This is a genomic window from Sphingobacterium sp. T2 (assembly GCF_000814685.1).
Lineage (GTDB): Bacteria > Bacteroidota > Bacteroidia > Sphingobacteriales > Sphingobacteriaceae > Sphingobacterium > Sphingobacterium thermophilum.
This window is the reverse complement of sequence record NZ_JXAC01000109.1, coordinates 1-18,858: the sequence shown is the minus strand read 5'-3', so window position 1 is coordinate 18,858 and position 18,858 is coordinate 1. Positions and strand designations below refer to the sequence as shown.

The 18,858-nt window shown below is 42.0% G+C and carries 19 protein-coding genes and 1 pseudogene; 7 read left to right on the top strand and 13 right to left on the bottom strand.

Annotated elements, in window-relative coordinates; translation table 11 throughout:
* The first annotated feature begins 26 nt into the window (after nt 1-26).
* Nucleotides 27-155, top strand: a complete 129-nt coding sequence (locus SD31_RS18920) for a SusD/RagB family nutrient-binding outer membrane lipoprotein (RefSeq protein WP_231561343.1) — start codon at nt 27-29, stop codon at nt 153-155.
* A 47-nt stretch (nt 156-202) separates the two neighbouring features.
* Here the strand turns inward: SD31_RS18920 and SD31_RS08120 are convergent, their stop codons facing one another.
* Nucleotides 203-991, bottom strand: a complete 789-nt coding sequence (locus SD31_RS08120; RefSeq protein ID WP_039053760.1) for an SDR family oxidoreductase — start codon at nt 989-991, stop codon at nt 203-205.
* Nucleotides 992-1,140: 149 nt separating this feature from the next.
* On the opposite strand from SD31_RS08120, the gene SD31_RS08115 reads away from it, so the two are divergent.
* Nucleotides 1,141-1,515, top strand: a complete 375-nt coding sequence (locus SD31_RS08115; protein ID WP_039053759.1) for a hypothetical protein — start codon at nt 1,141-1,143, stop codon at nt 1,513-1,515.
* On the opposite strand, the gene SD31_RS08110 is transcribed toward SD31_RS08115, so the two are convergent.
* From SD31_RS08110 to SD31_RS08090, 5 genes and pseudogenes are all read right to left on the bottom strand, one after another.
* Nucleotides 1,516-3,039 carry a SulP family inorganic anion transporter gene (locus SD31_RS08110; protein ID WP_039053758.1) on the bottom strand — a complete coding sequence of 508 codons (1,524 nt, stop codon included), beginning with the start codon at nt 3,037-3,039 and terminating at the stop codon, nt 1,516-1,518. It lies immediately after the preceding gene.
* 83 nt (nt 3,040-3,122) lie between these two features.
* Nucleotides 3,123-4,373, bottom strand: coding sequence for a DUF3472 domain-containing protein (locus tag SD31_RS08105; RefSeq protein ID WP_039053763.1), 1,251 nt, complete (start codon nt 4,371-4,373; stop codon nt 3,123-3,125).
* A gap of 139 nt (nt 4,374-4,512) precedes the next feature.
* The gene (gene argC / locus SD31_RS08100; RefSeq protein WP_039053757.1) at nt 4,513-5,532 is read right to left on the bottom strand and encodes an N-acetyl-gamma-glutamyl-phosphate reductase; all 1,020 of its coding nucleotides are present in this window, start codon (nt 5,530-5,532) and stop codon (nt 4,513-4,515) included.
* Nucleotides 5,533-5,629: 97 nt separating this feature from the next.
* Entirely contained in the window at nt 5,630-6,817 is a 1,188-nt protein-coding gene (gene argG / locus SD31_RS08095) for an argininosuccinate synthase (protein ID WP_039053756.1), read from the bottom strand.
* A 51-nt stretch (nt 6,818-6,868) separates the two neighbouring features.
* A pseudogene (locus SD31_RS08090) lies at nt 6,869-7,589 on the bottom strand (GNAT family N-acetyltransferase).
* A gap of 531 nt (nt 7,590-8,120) precedes the next feature.
* Between SD31_RS08090 and SD31_RS08085 the strand changes: the two are divergent.
* From SD31_RS08085 to SD31_RS08070, 5 genes are all read left to right on the top strand, one after another.
* Nucleotides 8,121-8,348: a hypothetical protein gene (locus SD31_RS08085; protein WP_039053755.1), complete on the top strand. Its 228-nt coding sequence runs from the start codon at nt 8,121-8,123 to the stop codon at nt 8,346-8,348.
* A gap of 119 nt (nt 8,349-8,467) precedes the next feature.
* Entirely contained in the window at nt 8,468-9,355 is an 888-nt protein-coding gene (locus tag SD31_RS08080) for a porin (protein WP_231561341.1), read from the top strand.
* A gap of 46 nt (nt 9,356-9,401) precedes the next feature.
* Complete coding sequence (locus SD31_RS18915) at nt 9,402-9,680, top strand: hypothetical protein (protein WP_231561340.1); 279 nt, start codon at nt 9,402-9,404, stop codon at nt 9,678-9,680.
* A 131-nt stretch (nt 9,681-9,811) separates the two neighbouring features.
* On the top strand, nt 9,812-10,921 hold the full coding sequence (gene lpxB, locus SD31_RS08075) for a lipid-A-disaccharide synthase (protein WP_039053754.1): 1,110 nt from the start codon (nt 9,812-9,814) through the stop codon (nt 10,919-10,921).
* Between the two features lie 11 nt (nt 10,922-10,932).
* Nucleotides 10,933-11,472, top strand: coding sequence for a hypothetical protein (locus SD31_RS08070; RefSeq protein WP_052258803.1), 540 nt, complete (start codon nt 10,933-10,935; stop codon nt 11,470-11,472).
* 142 nt (nt 11,473-11,614) lie between these two features.
* On the opposite strand, the gene SD31_RS08065 is transcribed toward SD31_RS08070, so the two are convergent.
* From SD31_RS08065 to SD31_RS08045, 7 genes are all read right to left on the bottom strand, one after another.
* Nucleotides 11,615-12,310 (bottom strand): endonuclease/exonuclease/phosphatase family protein, encoded by a 696-nt coding sequence (locus SD31_RS08065; protein ID WP_231561339.1) that lies wholly within the window; start codon nt 12,308-12,310, stop codon nt 11,615-11,617.
* A gap of 111 nt (nt 12,311-12,421) precedes the next feature.
* Nucleotides 12,422-12,820, bottom strand: a complete 399-nt coding sequence (locus SD31_RS18910) for a hypothetical protein (protein ID WP_231561338.1) — start codon at nt 12,818-12,820, stop codon at nt 12,422-12,424.
* Between the two features lie 35 nt (nt 12,821-12,855).
* Nucleotides 12,856-13,284 carry a hypothetical protein gene (locus tag SD31_RS18905; RefSeq protein WP_231561337.1) on the bottom strand — a complete coding sequence of 143 codons (429 nt, stop codon included), beginning with the start codon at nt 13,282-13,284 and terminating at the stop codon, nt 12,856-12,858.
* A gap of 8 nt (nt 13,285-13,292) precedes the next feature.
* Nucleotides 13,293-14,846 (bottom strand): RagB/SusD family nutrient uptake outer membrane protein, encoded by a 1,554-nt coding sequence (locus SD31_RS08055; protein ID WP_231561336.1) that lies wholly within the window; start codon nt 14,844-14,846, stop codon nt 13,293-13,295.
* A 200-nt stretch (nt 14,847-15,046) separates the two neighbouring features.
* Nucleotides 15,047-17,131 (bottom strand): SusC/RagA family TonB-linked outer membrane protein, encoded by a 2,085-nt coding sequence (locus SD31_RS18900; protein ID WP_231561344.1) that lies wholly within the window; start codon nt 17,129-17,131, stop codon nt 15,047-15,049.
* Nucleotides 17,132-17,141: 10 nt separating this feature from the next.
* Nucleotides 17,142-18,113 (bottom strand): TonB-dependent receptor plug domain-containing protein, encoded by a 972-nt coding sequence (locus SD31_RS18895; protein WP_231561335.1) that lies wholly within the window; start codon nt 18,111-18,113, stop codon nt 17,142-17,144.
* A 162-nt stretch (nt 18,114-18,275) separates the two neighbouring features.
* Nucleotides 18,276-18,858, bottom strand: a 583-nt coding sequence (locus tag SD31_RS08045; protein WP_156138274.1) for a FecR family protein, incomplete at its 5' end; no start/stop codon positions are given.

The window sequence follows — 18,858 nt, the reverse complement described above, 5'->3', positions numbered from 1 at the left end:
TTTGACTATCAATCAAAGACTTCAACATGCCTGTAAATGCTAAGCTGCCAACATTTATCCGCAGATTGGCTTATCCTTCAAGCGAAAGAGCAGAAAACGGAGCTAACGTTCCGGCAGAAGTATCTTTGGACACCAAATTGTGGTGGGATCAGTAAATCATATAAGCAAAAATAGAAAAGGCTCCTAAAGGAGCCTTTTTCTATTAAAATATCGTTCGAGCAATACCTCCATCTAAAGGAATTGCTGCACCCGTAAGGTAAGAAGCATATTCCGAAGCCAAAAAAGCTACCAGATAGCCGTATTCTTCCGGCAATCCCAACCTTTTGACCGGTACGGACGCTATACGTCCTTTCCTTATCTCTTCAAAACTTTTACCCTCTTGTTCTGCCTGTTTATTCATCAAAGTTGTCAGTCTTTCTGTCTCAAAATATCCTGTCATCACCGAATTGACGGTAATGCCTTCCTTTGCTAGCTCATTAGCTAGAGATTTAGCCCAAGATACCAAAGCAGTACGCATAGTATTGGAAAGTACCAATGTATCTTGTGGCTCCTTCACCGTCATCGAAGAAACGTTTATAATACGTCCGCATCCCTGCTTACGCATAGCTTTCAAAGCACATTCGGTCGTAAAGACAGCATTCTGAAACAATAAATCGAAGGCCTGCTGATAATCATACAAAGACTTTTCCAAGACACCTCCCGGCTGTGGCCCCTGCGTATTATTCACCAAAATATCTACTGCATTGCGCTCAAAATAAAGGGAAATATCTTTTTTATAGCGTTCCAAATCCATATAATCTGTCATAATATATTGATGACGTTGACTTTTCGATGTATCCAACAGGCCTAGAGTATCCTCCAGCTTCTCCTTATTCCGTCCTACAATAGTCACTTCCGCCCCACAAGCTGCCAGCTGTAGAGCTATAGCCTTTCCAATACCCGAAGTGCTGCCACCTATCAAAGCCTTCTTTCCAACAAGTTGTATCTTCATATATTTATCATTTAAGCTTCAACTAAGTTACCACAATACCTTTTGTCTCACAAGCAATTATAGCGGTAAGTATTTCATTTTAAAAATTATTTTCTTATATTTATTTAGCCGAACTAATACATTATAACCATTTATAAACCAAAAAGGCTATGCAAACAAAAACAGAATTCCTTATCTGGGACAAAATCGTCAACAGTGCCAAGACCAAATTCGACTACGAAAAATATCTACCTTATTTTTCGGATCCTAAAATATATGACACCCTAATTCTTCACATAATAGTAGGTTTTGCCTCTGGAGAGAGCCACGAAACCATCTCTACCAATCTGCATAACGAATTAAGACATATAGGTATCGATGTAAGCGAAAAGGTGGTAGATGATATCATCAGAGAAAAACATATACAATTCAGTAGTGAAATTTATGCTACATACCTTACCTTCTCCATGCTGGAAGATGAGGAGGACGAAAAAGTTATTCTAGGATATGTGACGGACCTACTAGAAAGTCCTCGCGTATATTAATCAAGGCATTACCTTATAAGTAGGATCTTCTTCTATATTGACTTCGATAATTCCCTGAGCATTTTCCAAAAGACGGACACTATCTCTACTGAGATGGCGCAAAATTACTTTTTTGTTGGCCTTGGCATACTTCTCTGTCAATTTATGCAGCGTATCTATGGCCGACATATCCACTACACGTGACTCTTTAAAGTCTACGATAACGACATCGGGGTCATTGACCACATCAAATTTTTCCATAAATGCCGTCACAGAACCAAAAAATAGTGGTCCATAGATTTCATAAATCTTATGGCCTTGAACATCCAGATGTTTACGAGCACGAATCCTCTTGGCATTGTCCCAAGCAAATACCAAGGCAGACATAATAACACCTACCAGCACCGCTAAGGCAAGATTGTGCCACACCACGGTAATCAAAGCTACCACAATCACCACAATAACGTCCGACAAAGGCATCTTGTTGATAATGCGGAAAGAAGCCCACTGGAAAGTAGTGATGGCTACCATCATCATTACTCCTACCAAAGCAGCCATCGGTATCTGCTCTATCACCGGTCCACCTATCAAGATTACAGCCAAGATTCCTAAAGCTCCTACCGTCGCTGCCATGCGTGTACGTGCTCCTGCATCCAGATTTACCAAAGTTTGCGCCACCATAGCACACCCTCCCATACCTCCGAAAAAGCCATTCACAATATTGGCTGTACCCTGAGCCATAGCCTCTCTATTAGAACTACCCTTCGTATTGGTTATCTCATCAACCATGCTTAATGTCAAAAGGGACTCCACCAACCCTACACCGGCCATGATAAGGGAGTAAGGGAAGATAATGTTCAACGTTTGCCAAGTCAATGGTACCGAAGGAATATGAAAAGAGGGAAGGCTGCCACTTACCGACGCTATATCCACCACCTTCTTAGTCTCTATACCCCAAAAGTAAACCAGACAAGTGACCGTAATGATAGCCACCAAAGAGGCCGGTATAGCCTTCGTCAGCTTGGGCAACAGCAGTACGATGCCTATCGTCAGGAGCGTAAGCCCTCCCATGACGTATAAGCTGTGCCCCGACATCCAAGACTCTACTCCACCCTGCTCCACAATCTTAAACTGTTTCAATTGTGCCATAAAAATGACAATGGCAAGTCCGTTGAGGAAGCCATACATCACCGGCTGGGGTATTAACCGGACAAATTTGCCAAGCTTAAAAACACCCACCAGAATTTGTATGACACCTGCTAGGATAACGGTAGCCAACAGGTATTCCACACCATGGGTAGCTATCAGTGCTATAAGCACCACTATCGTTGCTCCGGCACCTCCAGACACCATACCTGGACGTCCTCCCAACAATGCCGTCACTATTCCCATCAAGAAAGCGGCATACAACCCCATCAGCGGCGTCAAACCTGCCACTATTGCGAAAGATAAAGACTCCGGAATCATGGTCATGGAAACAGTGAGCCCGGCTAAAATTTCATTCTTGAAATTTATCTTGGAAAGGTTAAGTGTTTCGAAAGTCATAAAAAATGTAAGCCATCGATAATGATGGCTTACAAAATTACAAAATCTTTAATGCTAATTTCGGATTTTGTTTGTCTCTCAAATTATGGAAGTCTATTGAAATCTATAGTAGGCGCCGTGGATTTATTTTCAAGCTTAAATACCGTATTCGGCATCTCTATTTCGTCGAAAAACCCTCCCATCTTCAGGAAGAATCCTTCTTTACCTACTCCTCCTGTAGCATCCTCACGCTGCTTAGCCCTGTAAGTGGCATCTACCGTAAGTTTCGCAGCCTCCACCTTTTTCCAACTGCCGTCATACACCCATTGGTTTTTGAAAAATACCTGTCTTGTAAGATAACCTTGGTTGGGGTCAAAGTTCTCCAAAAAGCTGTGAAACCCTCTAAGATAGGTATCCGTCTTTGGACGCTTGAAGGATGCTATTAACCTCCAGCTACTAGTCTCCGGATCGAAAAACCACGCCGTATAATCCGTATTGCCGGAACCATCGGGCTTCCCTTGTAGCAAAAACTTATACGTGACCTCGCTCTTCCAGTTATAACGCAAATAACTTTGTCCTCCTGACCCCTCGTTGCCGAACTCGCCCGTATAAACATCCTCTCCTTTCTTGTTTAGCACAATACGCTGATCTTGCGGAATACTCTTCGGATCGTCGGTCTGATAAGGACTCCATACCGAGAATAATATTCTTCTTTCAGTTTCAGAGTTCACTTGTATGCCGAAATAACCTTCTCCGAATCCTATAGCCATAAAATACGAACCCCGCACATCCTGTCCTTTTGGCACCAACACCTCATTGTAGTAATAAGTAACAGGCTCCTGCGTAGGCACACTAAAGGCTAGATGACAAGAAGGACCTCTTCTGCCCCAATAATAGTAGTCGGAACTGTTTACATACAGCATACCCTGCTCCGTCGCTTCTCCTTCAACAAGAAGATTAGTAATCAGCACCACACCTGAAATCGCGGAAAGTTCAACATATTGATGTCCGGCATGCTTCACGACATAGCTTCCTAGCGAAACTTCCTTTTCTACTTCCGAAAAACTTATCTTCTTAGTTTTCCCTGCAAAAGTGACCTGCAATTCAGCCTTTTCTCGGGCTTCTCCTTTCATTTTCACCTGAATATTGCCATTTCCGAAAAGCTTAAAATACACACGTACCTTATTAGGATTCGATGAGGATATCCACGCTCCTTGGTTGCTTACTGCCGAACGCCTTCCTTTGCCTCCTATCTCATAGGCATTTCCTGCCAAAGGAATATCATACGACGTCTCCGCCAACAGATAGCTTACACAGCCAATCATCAAACTCAATATAAAAACGATTCTTTTCATAATATAGGATAATTCTTTGATTTTAAAGATAGAACAAAATGAGAAGGATAAAAACCTATAACCCAAAGCAATCGTTTGCTCAATTTTCATAAAAAAAGCCAGTCTTTAGACTGGCCGTAGCTTTTCTTACCTAATACTATTAAAATCCTACCGATTTCAAATTCAGTCCCGTACGTTCATCCAAGCCAAACATCAAGTTCATATTCTGTACGGCTTGACCTGATGCTCCCTTCAAGAGGTTGTCCGTGGCGTTAAGGATTAACAGCTTGTTTCCATGTTTCTCCAAGTGCATAATGCTCTTGTTGGTATTGACCACCTGCTTCAAGTCGATGTTGGCCTTGGAAACATGCGTAAACGGATGGGAAGCATAATATTCTTCGTATAGAGCATAAGCTTCTTCCTCTGAAAGGTTGCAATCTACATAGATAGCAGAGAAAATACCTCTAGTGAAGTCCCCTCTCTGTGGCACAAAATTGATCTTCTCGGCAGCCCTTTCCAGCAATGATTTCTCCGATGTTGGCAAAAACCCTGTTTGCAGCTGATCCAAAGATTCCGATATTTCCTGCAGATGCTGATGGGTAAAAGATTTGTAAGCCGACAAGTTGTTGTTTCTCCACGAAAAATGTGAGGTTGCCGAAGGTTTCTGTCCTGCCCCTGTAGATCCCGTAGTGGCATTCACATGAATCTGGTCAGGCAAGAGCCCCTTTGCTGCCAGCGGCAACAAAGCCAACTGTATGTTGGTTGCAAAACATCCCGGATTCGCTATATAATGTGCAGTTTTAATGGATTCACGGTTTAGCTCCGGCAAGCCATAAACAAATTGTTTGCCTTGATAAGCTGTATTGGCACGAAGTCTATAGTCCTGAGAAAGGTCGATAATCTTCACCGCAGGATCTATAGGGTTGGCTTCCAAAAACTTGCGTGCATCCCCATGTCCTACACATAAAAATAACACATCTATATCCGAATGGAAATCCGAAGAAAATTCAAGCTCCGTATCGCCGAACAGATCGTTATGGACAGCGTACAACTTATTGCCGGCATTCGACGCCGAATTGGCAAATACGATCTCTACTTCTGGATGATATATTAAGACTCTAAGCAGCTCACCGCCGGTGTATCCTGCCGAGCCGATAATTCCTACTCTTATTTTGCTCATAGTATTTAAGGTTTATACAAAAAACGTCATTTCGAGAGTAAAAGCAAAACTTGTTACGCTCAAAATGACGTGAATGGAAATATAATGGACTATAGCTTTAGCCTTTGTTGTTCACCTTGTGCCAGATGATGGTTTGGTTTCCGAAAATTTTCGAGAATCCTTTAACATCTTCTCCGGTGTATCCTTCATTCATTTCGCCGTAACTACCAAACTTCGTATTCATTAAGTCATGCTCTGACTCTATACCCACCACGATAAAACGGTAAGGGTGTAATTCGACAATTACACGTCCTGTTACGGTATTTTGAGATGAAGTCAAAAATGCTTCGATATCGCGCATCACCGGATCGTGCATCTGTCCTTCATGCATCCAGTTGCCATAGAATGCCGAAATCTGATCTTTCCACGACAGCTGCCATTTTGTTAGGGTATGTTTTTCCAAGGTGTGGTGTGCCTTGATCAGGATGAGAGGTCCAGCAGCCTCGAAACCTACACGACCCTTGATACCTATGATAGTATCACCTACGTGGATGTCACGTCCTATGCCGTAAGGCTGAGCAATTTCTTGTAATTTTTGGATAACCTTCACCGGACCGATCTTCTCACCATTTAACGCCACAGGCTCTCCTTTTTCGAAGTCAATAGTGATAGTCTGAGGCTCGGTAGCAGTCAACGGCGTAGGCCATGCCGACTCAGGTAGGTATTGGTTGGAAGTCAATGTTTCGGCACCACCTACAGATGTCCCCCACAACCCTTTATTGATAGAATATTTAGCCTTCTCAGCACTGTATACAAATCCATGTTTTGCGAGGTATTCAATTTCTGCTTCACGCGACAATTTCAGATCACGGATAGGTGTGATAATCTCTACTCCCGGAATAAGGGTATTGAAAATCATGTCGAAACGCACTTGGTCGTTTCCAGCTCCTGTAGAGCCGTGTGCCACACACTCAGCACCAATCTTTTTAGCATAGTTGGCGATGGCTGTAGCTTGACAGACACGCTCTGCCGATACTGACAGTGGATAGGTAGCATTTTTCAGTACATTACCGAAAATTAAATATTTAATAGTTTCGCGGTAGTAGTTTTCCGTTTCGTCGATTGTGGTATGGGACTTAACTCCCAACTCATAAGCACGGGATTCAATATTTTTTAACTCTTCTTCAGAGAAACCGCCCGTATTTACCACTACGGAGTGTACCTCTAACCCTAAATCTTTTGATAGATAAACACAACAAAACGATGTATCTAAACCACCACTAAATGCTAAAACTACTTTTTTCATTCTAATAACTTTTAGAGAGTAACGTTTTTCTTTTAACGTATCACAAATGTATTAATTATAATTTTTTGCTGTGTTTATCCTTTCAGGGAATACGACAGCCAATATCTTTCTTGTAGATTTCCAAAGTTTCGCTTCAATACGCTTTAGCAGAGATTGTTTTTTCGCTATACGTTCCAGACGTTCTTTGGCTTCTGCCTTACGTTTTGTCTTTTTCCTGCAACTCCTTAGCCTTCTCTTCCGGATCCCAAAGCATAGCCGTACACATACAGTTCTTACGGTCCTTACTCATCAATATGTCGTAGTTGATACAGCTTTGACAGCCTTTCCAGAATTCCTCATCCTGGGTCAACTCCGAGTAAGTTACCGGTTCATACCCCAACTCCGAATTTATCTTCATCACAGCCAAACCTGTCGTAAGCCCGAAAATCTTAGCTTTAGGATACTTTTCACGTGAAAGCTCGAAGATACGCTTTTTGATGGCTTTTGCAAGGCCTACCTTACGAAACTCAGGATTGACAATAAGTCCCGAATTAGCAACATATTCACCATGAGACCATGTCTCGATGTAACAAAAACCTGCCCAACGGCCATCCTTATGTAGAGCGATTACCGCTTTCCCCTCTTCCATTTTCTTTGCTACATACTCAGGCTTACGTCTAGCAATACCTGTTCCACGAGCCTTAGCAGACTCAAACATTTCCTTACAAATTGCTTCAGCATGTATTACATGTTCAGCTGTAGCAGGGATAATTAAAAAATCTGAAATTGTCATCTTGAGATGTCGACCTAATAATTAACGCACTTGCGTGCAACATACAACAACAAACTACTAATGGATTTGAAAACTCGTAGAGCTATACGAATTTTAAAGTAATGGAGTGCTCTGCCTCTTTGAATCAAGCTCGTGGCAGAATAGGTCGTCGAAATCGAAGAATGGGGCAATTCAATCTACTGCAATGTGCAATAACCATAGCTACAAGCTTATTGAAAGCCTGTTTTCTGGTTACCATATTTATTTTATTGCAATACATTGAACCGTGTTCTCTTTCTTTAAATCTGACAGCGCAAAAGTATAAAATTATTTTTTTGTTTCTGCAATGAGATTGCAGTTTTTTTCAAAAAAATTTCAAATCAACTCTATCACCTGTCCACAGTCTATCAGTAAGACTCCCAAAACATTGAAATGTTTAAAATTACAACAACTATTTTACTTTTTCACCTAGCTGAACATGTAGTACACAAACTTCATTTTGTTTGTGGATGAAAATAAGTAATTTTGTAGCAAAATAACACAATAAAAGTCATGGTAGGTCCAAGCATTATTTTCTACATTATTTTCGCTGTTCCCTATATCATTTTTATGTACTGGCTGGTGAAGCAGGACAAACGTAAATATGCTTGGGGACTTGCTGTGGTGACACTGATCGCCATCCTTGCCATTTACGTCTCGCAGAAGGCAAGCAAAAATGCCATCGAAAACTACAAGCAACATCAGATTGATGCCCGTGAAGAAGAAAAAAGTTTAAAATAACAGCATCTTTTTTCTCTTATCTATTTTGGATGGAAGGGATTTCCTAACTTTTTCCAAAGTCTTCCGCTATATTTGCTGTTACGAATCAAATTATTTCGGTGACTTTTTGAAAAATCAGCATGATTCATTTTAGAAAATTAACATCTACCTTGGCTCTGGTCTCCCTTGTGGGCATAGCCACACAACAAGCTGCTGCTCAAGAACGCGATGACAGGGCCACTATCCTCAACTTCAAGGGAATACAATATACTTCAAAAGATTCTTTATTTTATACAAACTTCCGTTTTCGTATGCAGAACCGCCTAGGTTTCAGTAATGTGCTGGACGGTGAAGACAATGGTAAGTTCGACGCCCGCATCCGTCGTTTGCGCATGCGCCTGGACGGATACATTTACACACCCAAAATTTCCTATTCAGTACAGCTGGCATTCAGCCGTGGTGACCAGGATTTCGATGACTCCGGCGTTCCCAATATCATTCGTGACGCCATAATGTTCTACAATTTCTCCGACGACTTCTATATCTCTTTTGGTCAAAATAAACTGCCGGGGAACCGCCAGCGTGTAAACTCCTCTGGACAGCTTCAATTTGCTGATAGATCTCTGGTGAATAGCAACTTCACCGTAGACCGCGACTTCGGTGTGGGGCTACACCTCAGCAAAAAAATAGGACAAGTGCCTGTCAATGCCAAATTTGTCATCTCCACAGGAGAAGGAAGACCCGCCCTCTCTACTGATGACGGACTGGCCTACACCGGACGTGTGGAACTTTTGCCTTTGGGAGACTTTAAAAATTCCGGCGACTATTCGGAAGGTGATTTAGAAAGAGAGCATAAGCACAAACTTTCTATCGGGGGAGGATATAGTTACAATGACCGCACGACGCGAGAAGGAGGACAGCTGGGAAAATATGTGGTCCATCCTTTTACCTTGAAGACCGGATTTGCAGATGCTATCTTTAAATATAATGCTTCGCCTATCAGGTGGAATACATGCGCCGAGATGTAGATAACCCAATAAATTTCCTTAAAGAAGAACCTAACCGAAGAAACCTATGCTTAATAAAGGTTGGGGTATTAATCAGCAAACCTCTTATCTGCTAAACAAAGGATACGAAGTTGCTGCCCGCTATACCATCCTCAAGCCACACGAACAGATTACGCGCTTTGAAGCTCAGACCGAAGTATTGGAGCTGGGATTGACCAAATACCTCAAAGCTCACCGTCTGAAGTTCCAGCTCAATGGCAGCTACACCGTAAAGAATGGTATCTACTCCAACAGGCACAACAAAAACGCCTGGGGAGCCATTTTCCAAGTGGAATTAGGAATATAACTATCGTTACAAATAATTATAAGAGCCTTGGAAAAACCAAGGCTTTTGCTTTTCAGTTTTCATGGAAAAATAGGATTTTACGCATCCTTCCTAAAAGAATACTTATCTTTAAACCTTAAAATGCAGATTTCATGAAATACTATATCGTAGCAGGAGAAGCATCGGGCGACCTACATGGCGCCAACTTGATAAAAGCATTGAAGCAAGAAGATCCGCAGGCCGAATTCCGTATCGTGGGAGGCGATCTTATGCAAGAAGCTGCGGGAGTAACAGCTCTTATCCACACTTCACAGATGGCTTTCATGGGCTTCGTAGAGGTCTTGAAAAATCTGAATACCATTTCCAGAAATCTCAAAGCCGTAAAAGAAGATATCGCACAATACAATCCTGACACGGTTATTTTGATAGACTTTCCGGGATTTAACCTAAAAGTCGCTGCCTTTGCCAAGAAAAAAGGCATTAAAACATGCTATTATATATCGCCTAAAATATGGGCATGGAATCAGGGACGTGTACACAAGATCAAGAAAATTGTGGATCACATGTTCTGTATCCTACCCTTTGAAGTGGACTTCTACAAGAAGTTCGGGATGAAGGTAGACTATGTGGGCAACCCCTTGCTAGACGCCATCTCATCCTATACTTTTAATCCCAACTTCCGTAAGGATAACGGACTGACGGATGCGCCTATCTTAGCGCTGTTGCCAGGCAGCCGAAAGATGGAAATTGAAAATCTGCTACCCATCATGGCAGAGCTAACTTTCTCCTTTCCTAAGCATCAGCTGGTAATTGCCGGTGCTCCGAACTTTGATTTAGCATACTACCAACAATTTATCGGAGACCTAAATCTTCCGGTAGTCTTCGGTCAGACCTATGACCTTCTCGCCAATGCCGAAGCAGCCGTGGTGACCAGCGGTACGGCTACACTAGAAACAGGAATCTTACGAGTGCCTCAGGTCGTCGTATACAAAGCCAATCCCATTTCCGTATGGCTGGCCAAAAAACTGGTTAAAGTAAGATTCATATCCTTAGTAAACCTTATTAACAATTATTTGTCTATAATAGAACTGATACAGGAAGATTGCACGACCCGCAACATCAAAGAAGAGCTGGGCCGCATACTGTTGGATTCGCAGCATCGTGCAAGTATCCTAGAAAATTACGATGTGCTGGCCGAAAAGCTGGGATCACCGGGAGCTTCCCAAAGGACGGCAAAGCTTATCGTCGAGTATTTACGTTAATAAATAGGATTATGAAAAATAAAATAGCAATACTGATTGGTGCTTTTTTCTTATGCTTAGGTCATGTTTTTGCCCAATCGGCAGACCAACATTTTTCCAAGCTGGTGTTAAACAAAAAGGAAAAGAAGGTTTTTCACTCCAAAGACAAAGATTCGACAATTACCCTTCGTATTGACACCCTCATCATGAAGGATAAGTCCTCTTTACAGTTCTATGGTGAAAAGGATGTAAAACTGGTCATAGGCTATGCTGAAATAGGGAACAATGCATTTATCAGCGGTAACGCAGGAAAAAATAACGCCTCCAACTTCGATATTGATATTTACTTTCAAAGATTGGGGTCTCTATACATTATTGCAAAAGGTAGGGATGCTAACAACGGAACGCGCACCGATCCGAACGGTGATGGGGGAAACATTACTTTAACTTATGCTAAAGAGGGCATCACCCCACAAACGGAAAACAAAAAAAGAAAAGCACTACCTCCACATGGATGCAAGCCCTGGAGGTCTTCATGTGGTTCCTGCCTCAGACCTGCGTGTCATATATGATCAGATTAAACATTCTCCTCCGGGAAGAATCAGCTTACCGCAAGGTCAGGTATATTCAGGATCTCCCGGAAAAGAAGGGAAAATAATCTTGCAGAGCAAATAAAACATTGAAGCCTTCCCACAAGAGGAAGGCTTCAATGTTTTATTTGTAGTTGAAAACCACCGTGACAGGGAGATGGTCCGAAGCATATTCTCCAGTCATAGCATTTGCTGCCACCAGAGAAAATCTGGAAGCTGCCAACTTATTGAATGCTACAAAATCGATAGCTTTATTAGGCGTACGTACCGGGAAAGACAAAGGGCAGCTGTTCAAACATGAAAGATTAAACTCCTCCTTGAATTTTGTCAGCTCCTTGGATGACGATTCAGCATTATAATCGCCCCCGACAAATAAGGGTTTGCTCAATGTCTTGCTAAGACTATTAATGTACTCGACCTGCGCCATCCGGTTGGTTTCGTTAAGGTCCAGATGCGTAGCCGCGAACTCTATGGTAACATCACCAGGAAGAGTTATAGTTGCTATTGCTATGCTGCGCTGTTCTCCTGATGCAGGATTCGGAAGCAGCTCTTTTCTTGCATTGGACAATGTATATTTACTCAATATGGCCACTCCATACTCCCCTCCATTATAGTCTATAGATTTAGAGAAATAATAATTCATATTCAACAACTTAGCTAACTCCGCAGCTTGATTTACTTTTCCCGAACGAGGGACATTTACATCCACTTCCTGAAGAGCAATGATCTCGGCACCACTCTTTCTGATTACATTAGCGATATTGTTTAGATTTACTTCATTGGAGTTTTCAGGAGCTCCGTGATGGATGTTATAAGTCAAAGTAACAAGCTTTTTACTCGTTGTCACTGGAGCTTCCACGCTTTCTTTGCCTCCACAAGAGAACATTACCAGAACAGCTAAAAAGAAGATAGAATAAAGTTTTCATAAAATTTATTTTTTGTCGATATATTTAAAAGTTGCCACCATAGGCAAGAATGTGTTAGCAGACTTAGGGAAAGTGCCGTACTCTAGTACACGCAGCACATCGTCCTTGTCTCTGAAAGTAATATAGTCGTAGACACCATTAGGATTATCTTTGGGAGCATTCCACGGACATCCTGTACCCAAACAGGCGAACGTAAATGCACCTTTAAGATAGCTTAAAGTTTCTAGATTCGCGGACTCTTGCTCGTTAAAATTTCCCACCAAAATCAAAGGAGCGTCCAGACGTTCGTTAGCATTAATAATATCTATAGCCTGCAGTGGTCGGTTTGTGGCATTAGGGTCTAACTCTGTTCCTGCAAAATAAAGTTCCTTGCCTTCTGCAATTTCCACTTTTATGCGCACCATGCTACGTAATTCTGCAGTGCTTCCTTCTTCCCTTCTCAGTATCTGGCATATGTTTCCTTAATAGGAAATTTAGAAAGAACTGCATTTCCGAAACCTCCTGTCTGATAGTCAAAATTTTTCTTGAAAAAAACATACATACCCATGGAGTCTGCTACCACTTGAGGTCTATCGATTTTATTGGCTCGGGTCGTAGCACTATCTACTTGCCTTAACAGCAACAAGTCTGGATCATATTCCTTGATATATTCCAACATTGGCTGAAAATTGGCGGCATTGGTTCCCAATGCCATATTCATGGACATTACTTTGAAGGTTATACCTTCCTCTTCATCTCCTGGGGTTTGTGGATCTTCAATTTCTCTTTCCGGCAAAATATTCCAGTCTCCAGGATCTATGGATCTTTCACAGCCCATCATAAGTATCGACACAGTCATTAGGGCCAATATATATTTTAGTTTTTTCATAATACAGTCTAATAATTAGGGTTTTGAGTCATGTTTGGATTCGCTATTAGTTCTTGTTCAGGGATAGGCCAATAGTACTCTCTATTCCTATCGTATTTTCGGCTTTGTACGCGTACTATTTCACCTGTCGTCGGATTGGTTGCACCATAAACCTCTCCATTCATTACGGCTTCATCGATTCCCCAGCGACGGATATCAAAATAACGGCCTCCTTCGAATGCCAATTCGGCCTGTCTTTCACGTCTTATCAGCTCACGCATCTTCTCTTGCGTATTATACAAGCCCGTATTTACCGGAGGCATAGTAGCTCTTGCCCTCACCTGATTTATGGCGGCAATGGCCTCGCTATTGTTCCACTGTCCCAGCTCTATCATGGCTTCAGCATAGTTAAGTAATATTTCGGCATAGCGAATGATCATGAAGTCCAAGGAGCCCGATTTATTTTGACGGTCTTTAGCATCGATATACTTTTTAATCCAATAACCAGTAGCAGTAGATTTGGATTCTCCAATCCTATCGCTTGGATTATAGAAAGGATCCAGCGTATATTGCCCTTGGAACTTTTCGTAAGGCACAAAGATTGAAGCTGCCAAACGAGGGTCTCTATTATTTCTGTAGTTTGGCTCCTTTTGGTAGATAAGGATGGAATCTCGGCCCAGCTCACTCAAGGTTTTTCCTTGCTTCGTTTCGTAGTTGTTCACCACGGTATTTGTCGGTGATAGATATGTTTCACCACCTATTCCGTAAGGGGCAAAAGATGTCCACGCATTCGAACAGCCATTCTCTTTGAAGAAAATTCTTTCCGTATTATTTTCGCCAGCGTAGCTGAAGAGCTCGCTATAGCTGTCCTGCGGTCTTGCGCTATTCACATACAGCTTATACACGCCGGAGTCCATTACTTTTTTCGACGCAAAGCGAGCCAGTTCGTAATCTTTATTGTAAAGTCCTAGACGCGACAGCAAAGCCCAACATATTCCACTGGTGATACGGAACTTATCGGCTTCAACATAGGTTGTTGGAAGCTTCTCCGCACATTCCGTCAGTTCTGCAATGATGAAGTCTGAAACATCTTTCTGAGGTGTTCTCGGCTGATTGTTTTCTTCCGGATTTAAAGACTTTGTCAGAAGAGGTATGTCACCAAATACCATCATCAGCTCCATGTGGTAGTAAGCTCGCAGTGCACGGGCTTCCAGCTTCATGCGTTCCTTCAGTGCGCCGTCCATATAGGTTTTGTCCACATTCTCCAAAAACCTATTGGCTCTTCGGATACAGATATAATCGTCTGTCCACAGAGAATTTGAGACGCCCCAACGGGAGTTGGCTAACCCACGAGTGAAGGTGTCGTATTCTCCCTTGAAGTCGCCCCGATGTACAGCCTCATCGGACAATCCTGCATAATACATAATATTGCGCCCCGAACTACCGCCTGGAATACCGACATATACGGATGCCAAAGCTTTTGTGGCGTCCGCCTCTGTATTCCACCATTGCTCGTCACTGACACCCGAAGGACTGTCGTGCGTCAAAAACTCATTACAAGAGGATTGTAGGAGTGCAACCATTAACATTCCTACAGATATATAAGATTTTATAGTCGTTTTCATCATCATTTATTTAAAAGTTTGCAGTGATACCCACAGTATATACTTTCATAATACCATATGTCCACGATCCACCTTGAGACTCAGGGTCTGCCAATTTTACTTTGGTGAATAGGAATGGATTTTGTGCATTCAGATAAATGCGTGAATTTTTGATACCGTTATTTGTTAAGGAATTTGTTATTGAGTCTGTATCCTGCCTGTATAAACTTAACTCGTAGATATTTAGCATCAAACAGCCAGAAATCACTTCTCAATACGTTGTTGGCAGGGTTTGCAAGAATTCTCGGAAATATAGCATCTTGGTTGTTTTCTCTCCAGCTATTTGCTGCACGATATGTTGTAGGTACACCTCCCGAGGCACTAAAGTTAAGTGGATGCCACAAGTATCCACTAGACTTTCCTCCCAGATTAGCCGAATAATCATGACTTCCTGTACCTTGCAACAAAAACTCCAAGTCAAAATTCTTGTAGCTCATATTGACGTTGGTGAAATAGTTCAAGCGTGGTGTAGGATCCCCTATCACACGTTGGTCATCTTCGTCAATGACGCCGTCCCCATTCAAATCCACATACTTGATGTCGCCAGGACCCTCACCCGGTAAAATAGGTACAAGTGGAGTCTTCTTATCGTTGGCAAAATCGCTATACTGCAAAATACCGTCCGTAACATAGCCATAATAGCTTTGGATGCTATAACCTTGTGTATTGATAGAAATTCCGCTTATGTACGGTCCTCCTATAATTTTTGTTATCTTATTCTTATTATAGGTAATCCCCGGCTTGATAGAGAAGGAGAAATTTCTACTGATATTCTCATTATAGTTCAAGGAGATTTCCCATCCTTTGTTGCTTACCTCTCCCGCATTCAGAGGAGCAGAACCTATGGCTCCGGAAGGAGCTACCGAAGGTTGTAAGATTACGTCTTTCGTTTTCTTATCGTAGTAGTCAAAGGTTAACGACAGTTTATTATCAAACATTCCCAGATCTATACCCAAGTCTAGGATATGTACTTTCTCCCATGAGATATCTGGATTTCCCCACTCCGTCTCTACCCCATTATCCGTACTAATAAGGTTCTGATATTTATATAGTCCTATATTTTCATTACCCAAAAGACCATAAGAGGCTCTAAGTTTGAAGTTGTTAACCTTTTCTAGGTTAAAGAATTTCTCGTTGTGAAGATTCCAACCCAATGCCACGGAAGGAAAGTACCCGAACTTATTACCAGGGCCGAATTTCGAAGATCCATCCGCCCGGAAGGACAGTTCTGCAAGATATCTATCATCGAACGAGTAATTCAGCTTAGCATATGCTGATGCTAAGGAAGACACATTCCAATAGCCGTTGTTGAACTGTTCGGCCGAGATTCCTCCCATAGCGAAAATGTTGTGACGGTCAAAGCTCCTATTGTAATCAAAAGCACCGCTTACATAGAGGTAGGTGTCTCTTGTTTCGGAATATGCATTACGTTGTGCGGTCCAAGTCTGCACCAGCTGCTTAGTATAATAGTCGAAGAAGTAAAAGTTGTCTCTATTCTGTTTGTAGACGTCACTATTGAGTCTGTAGCTAAGCTGCCCTCGTAGTGAAAAATTGTCACTCAACGACCACTTAGGTTGTAAATTTATAGCTGCCTGATCGTATTGATAGCCTATGGTACCCCCCACTTCGGCATAAGCGATAGGGTTTACTATATCAGCATAGCGACCATAGATGGTAGGCCACCCTTCTTCTGCAGGATATTTCGGCAATACTGTAGGTGGAAGACGGTACAAGTCATCCAGCATACGTATCCCCCCATTGCTCAACGTGCGGTTGGGATATAACGTATTTCTCCGAATACCCAACACATCTAGGTTGATTAGAAACTTCTTAGAAAGGGATACCGAAGTATTAGCCCGGAGATTGAATCTATCCATTTTGTTGAGCGGCAGCATACCTTTCTGATACATATAATTTCCTGTCACAGCGAATCGCGCCACATCGTTACCACCGCTTACAGACAAGGAGTGTGACGTCAAAGGAGAATATTTGTCGATAAGAATATCCACCCAGTCAGTATTTGGATAGTTTATAGGATCATCTCCCGCCTCTGTACGGGCTATCTGTTCGTCGGTAAAGAAAACAGAGCCTCCTGATGCCACCTGAGCATAGTTATACATACGCATATAAGTAGGTGCATCAACAAATTCGGGGATGATAGAAGGAGTTTGTGAGCCATAGTATCCATCGTATAATACGTTTATCTGTCCGGCTTTACCTTCTTTTTGTGGTTACGAGTATTACGCCATTGGCAGCACGTGCACCGTAAATGGCTGCTGCAGCAGCATCTTTCAGGATCGTAACACTTTCTACAGTTACGGGATCGATATGATTCATATCCATAGGAATGCCATCCACCAAGATCAATGGGTCGGAATTGTTCAATGTAGAAATACCGCGGATTTTTATTGTCGCTGCATCCCCTCCCGGCAGACCTGAGCCCTGCTGTACCTGCAGACCAGTAACCCCACCTTGTAGGGCCTGAGAAAGGTTGGTGATAGGTTTCCCTTCAACATTGGCTTTTATGTCTAAGGAGGCTACAGAGCTGGCAATATGTTTGCGCTGCATTTCTGTCATCCCTACTACAACGATCTCATCCAGGTCAGACACATTCTCCTCAAGGGAGACGGTAAGGTTCAGCTCGTTTTTAGTCACCTGAATACGCTTTTCATGATACCCCACCCCACTGAAGATAATGGTACCTCCCCCTTTTGGGAGTGTAATCGCATAATAACCGGCCTCATCCGTAAAACCTAAAGTTCTACCTTCCTCATTACTTATGGTAATAGCAGAAAGAGGAGCAGGAGGTTCTGCTGTATTGAACACCCTACCTTTTACCGAAATTTGTTCCTGCTGCATCTGCTTGGCAGACGTATTGGTTATAGGAGATTTATTTTCTCTGGGAATAATCGTTATCTGCCCTTTACTCTCCCTAAATGTTAGATTGTGCTTAGCCAACTCTTGCGTAAGCAACTTTTTAAAGTCTTCATCTTCAGCATAGACGCTAGTCTTAATATGGTTGACCAACTTTTCAGGGTACAATAAAGCAACATCAACTTGTTCCTGCAGCGCTTCCAAAAATCTTTTGAGACTGCCATTTTCCATCTTTACTGTTACTTTTTGAGGATAAGCAATGGCAGAAAAAGACATCATTAACCCTGTCAAAATTAAAGTACCTAGTCTCATAATTGATTTAATGATTGGAACATAACAACATCTCCGTTTGACACGTTGCCTCAACAGATAATTTTTCATAATTTAGATTCATTAAATTGTTTGTTAACGATTTATTTACAAGTTGTACAGAAGAGTGGCCGCTCTTCTGTATCTTTTTACTATACGTTTCGTCTATTGTATTACAACCCTTCTTCCCTCTAGTCTGATTTCATAATTTCTAAATTCATAAATACTCTTTAACGCCGTCACTACATCTACGTCCAAATTCAGACGTCCGGAATAAGGTTCGTCATCCTTAATTTTTTTCTTAAAGACTATCTCTACATTATATATTTTTTCCAACCTCGAAATCAGATATGGAAGTGTGGAGTTGTCCAAGACCAATTGCTTTTTGGTCCACATGATATCATTCCCTTTAGAGTTGCGGTCCAAGGTCACCACCTTTTTAGTTTCATCATAGCTTATACGTTGACCTGCCTCCATATCTACCGCCTTAAATTTGTTCTGTCTGCTGCTAAAGCGGACTTTTCCCGTAATGAGATCTAGTGAGGTCATCTTATCTTCTTCATAAGAAGACAGATTAAAACTAGTTCCCAACACTTTAACCTCCGAGTTGAATGTATGAATCGTAAAGGGCTTGCCGTTAGTTGCAATATCAAAATATCCTTCTCCATCCAAATATGTTGCAGCACGATAGAGAAACCTATTTCGTTGGAGTAAAACCTTCGCTATACTGGTGTTGTGTAGTCTTTCC

Excerpts from the sequence above, each read along its gene's own strand:
- SD31_RS18910 (WP_231561338.1), bottom strand. The coding sequence starts at position 12,820 with ATGGTGCGCATAAAAGTGGAAATTGCAGAAGGCAAGGAACTTTATTTT.
- SD31_RS18895 (WP_231561335.1), bottom strand. The coding sequence starts at position 18,113 with ATGAGACTAGGTACTTTAATTTTGACAGGGTTAATGATGTCTTTTTCT.
- lpxB (WP_039053754.1), top strand. The coding sequence starts at position 9,812 with ATGAAATACTATATCGTAGCAGGAGAAGCATCGGGCGACCTACATGGC.
- SD31_RS08080 (WP_231561341.1), top strand. The coding sequence starts at position 8,468 with ATGATTCATTTTAGAAAATTAACATCTACCTTGGCTCTGGTCTCCCTT.
- SD31_RS08055 (WP_231561336.1), bottom strand. The coding sequence starts at position 14,846 with ATGGTTGCACTCCTACAATCCTCTTGTAATGAGTTTTTGACGCACGAC.
- SD31_RS08085 (WP_039053755.1), top strand. The coding sequence starts at position 8,121 with ATGGTAGGTCCAAGCATTATTTTCTACATTATTTTCGCTGTTCCCTAT.
- SD31_RS08110 (WP_039053758.1), bottom strand. The coding sequence starts at position 3,039 with ATGACTTTCGAAACACTTAACCTTTCCAAGATAAATTTCAAGAATGAA.
- SD31_RS08120 (WP_039053760.1), bottom strand. The coding sequence starts at position 991 with ATGAAGATACAACTTGTTGGAAAGAAGGCTTTGATAGGTGGCAGCACT.
- SD31_RS18915 (WP_231561340.1), top strand. The coding sequence starts at position 9,402 with ATGCTTAATAAAGGTTGGGGTATTAATCAGCAAACCTCTTATCTGCTA.
- argG (WP_039053756.1), bottom strand. The coding sequence starts at position 6,817 with ATGAAAAAAGTAGTTTTAGCATTTAGTGGTGGTTTAGATACATCGTTT.
- SD31_RS18920 (WP_231561343.1), top strand. The coding sequence starts at position 27 with ATGCCTGTAAATGCTAAGCTGCCAACATTTATCCGCAGATTGGCTTAT.
- SD31_RS18905 (WP_231561337.1), bottom strand. The coding sequence starts at position 13,284 with ATGAAAAAACTAAAATATATATTGGCCCTAATGACTGTGTCGATACTT.
- SD31_RS08070 (WP_052258803.1), top strand. The coding sequence starts at position 10,933 with ATGAAAAATAAAATAGCAATACTGATTGGTGCTTTTTTCTTATGCTTA.
- SD31_RS08115 (WP_039053759.1), top strand. The coding sequence starts at position 1,141 with ATGCAAACAAAAACAGAATTCCTTATCTGGGACAAAATCGTCAACAGT.
- argC (WP_039053757.1), bottom strand. The coding sequence starts at position 5,532 with ATGAGCAAAATAAGAGTAGGAATTATCGGCTCGGCAGGATACACCGGC.
- SD31_RS08105 (WP_039053763.1), bottom strand. The coding sequence starts at position 4,373 with ATGAAAAGAATCGTTTTTATATTGAGTTTGATGATTGGCTGTGTAAGC.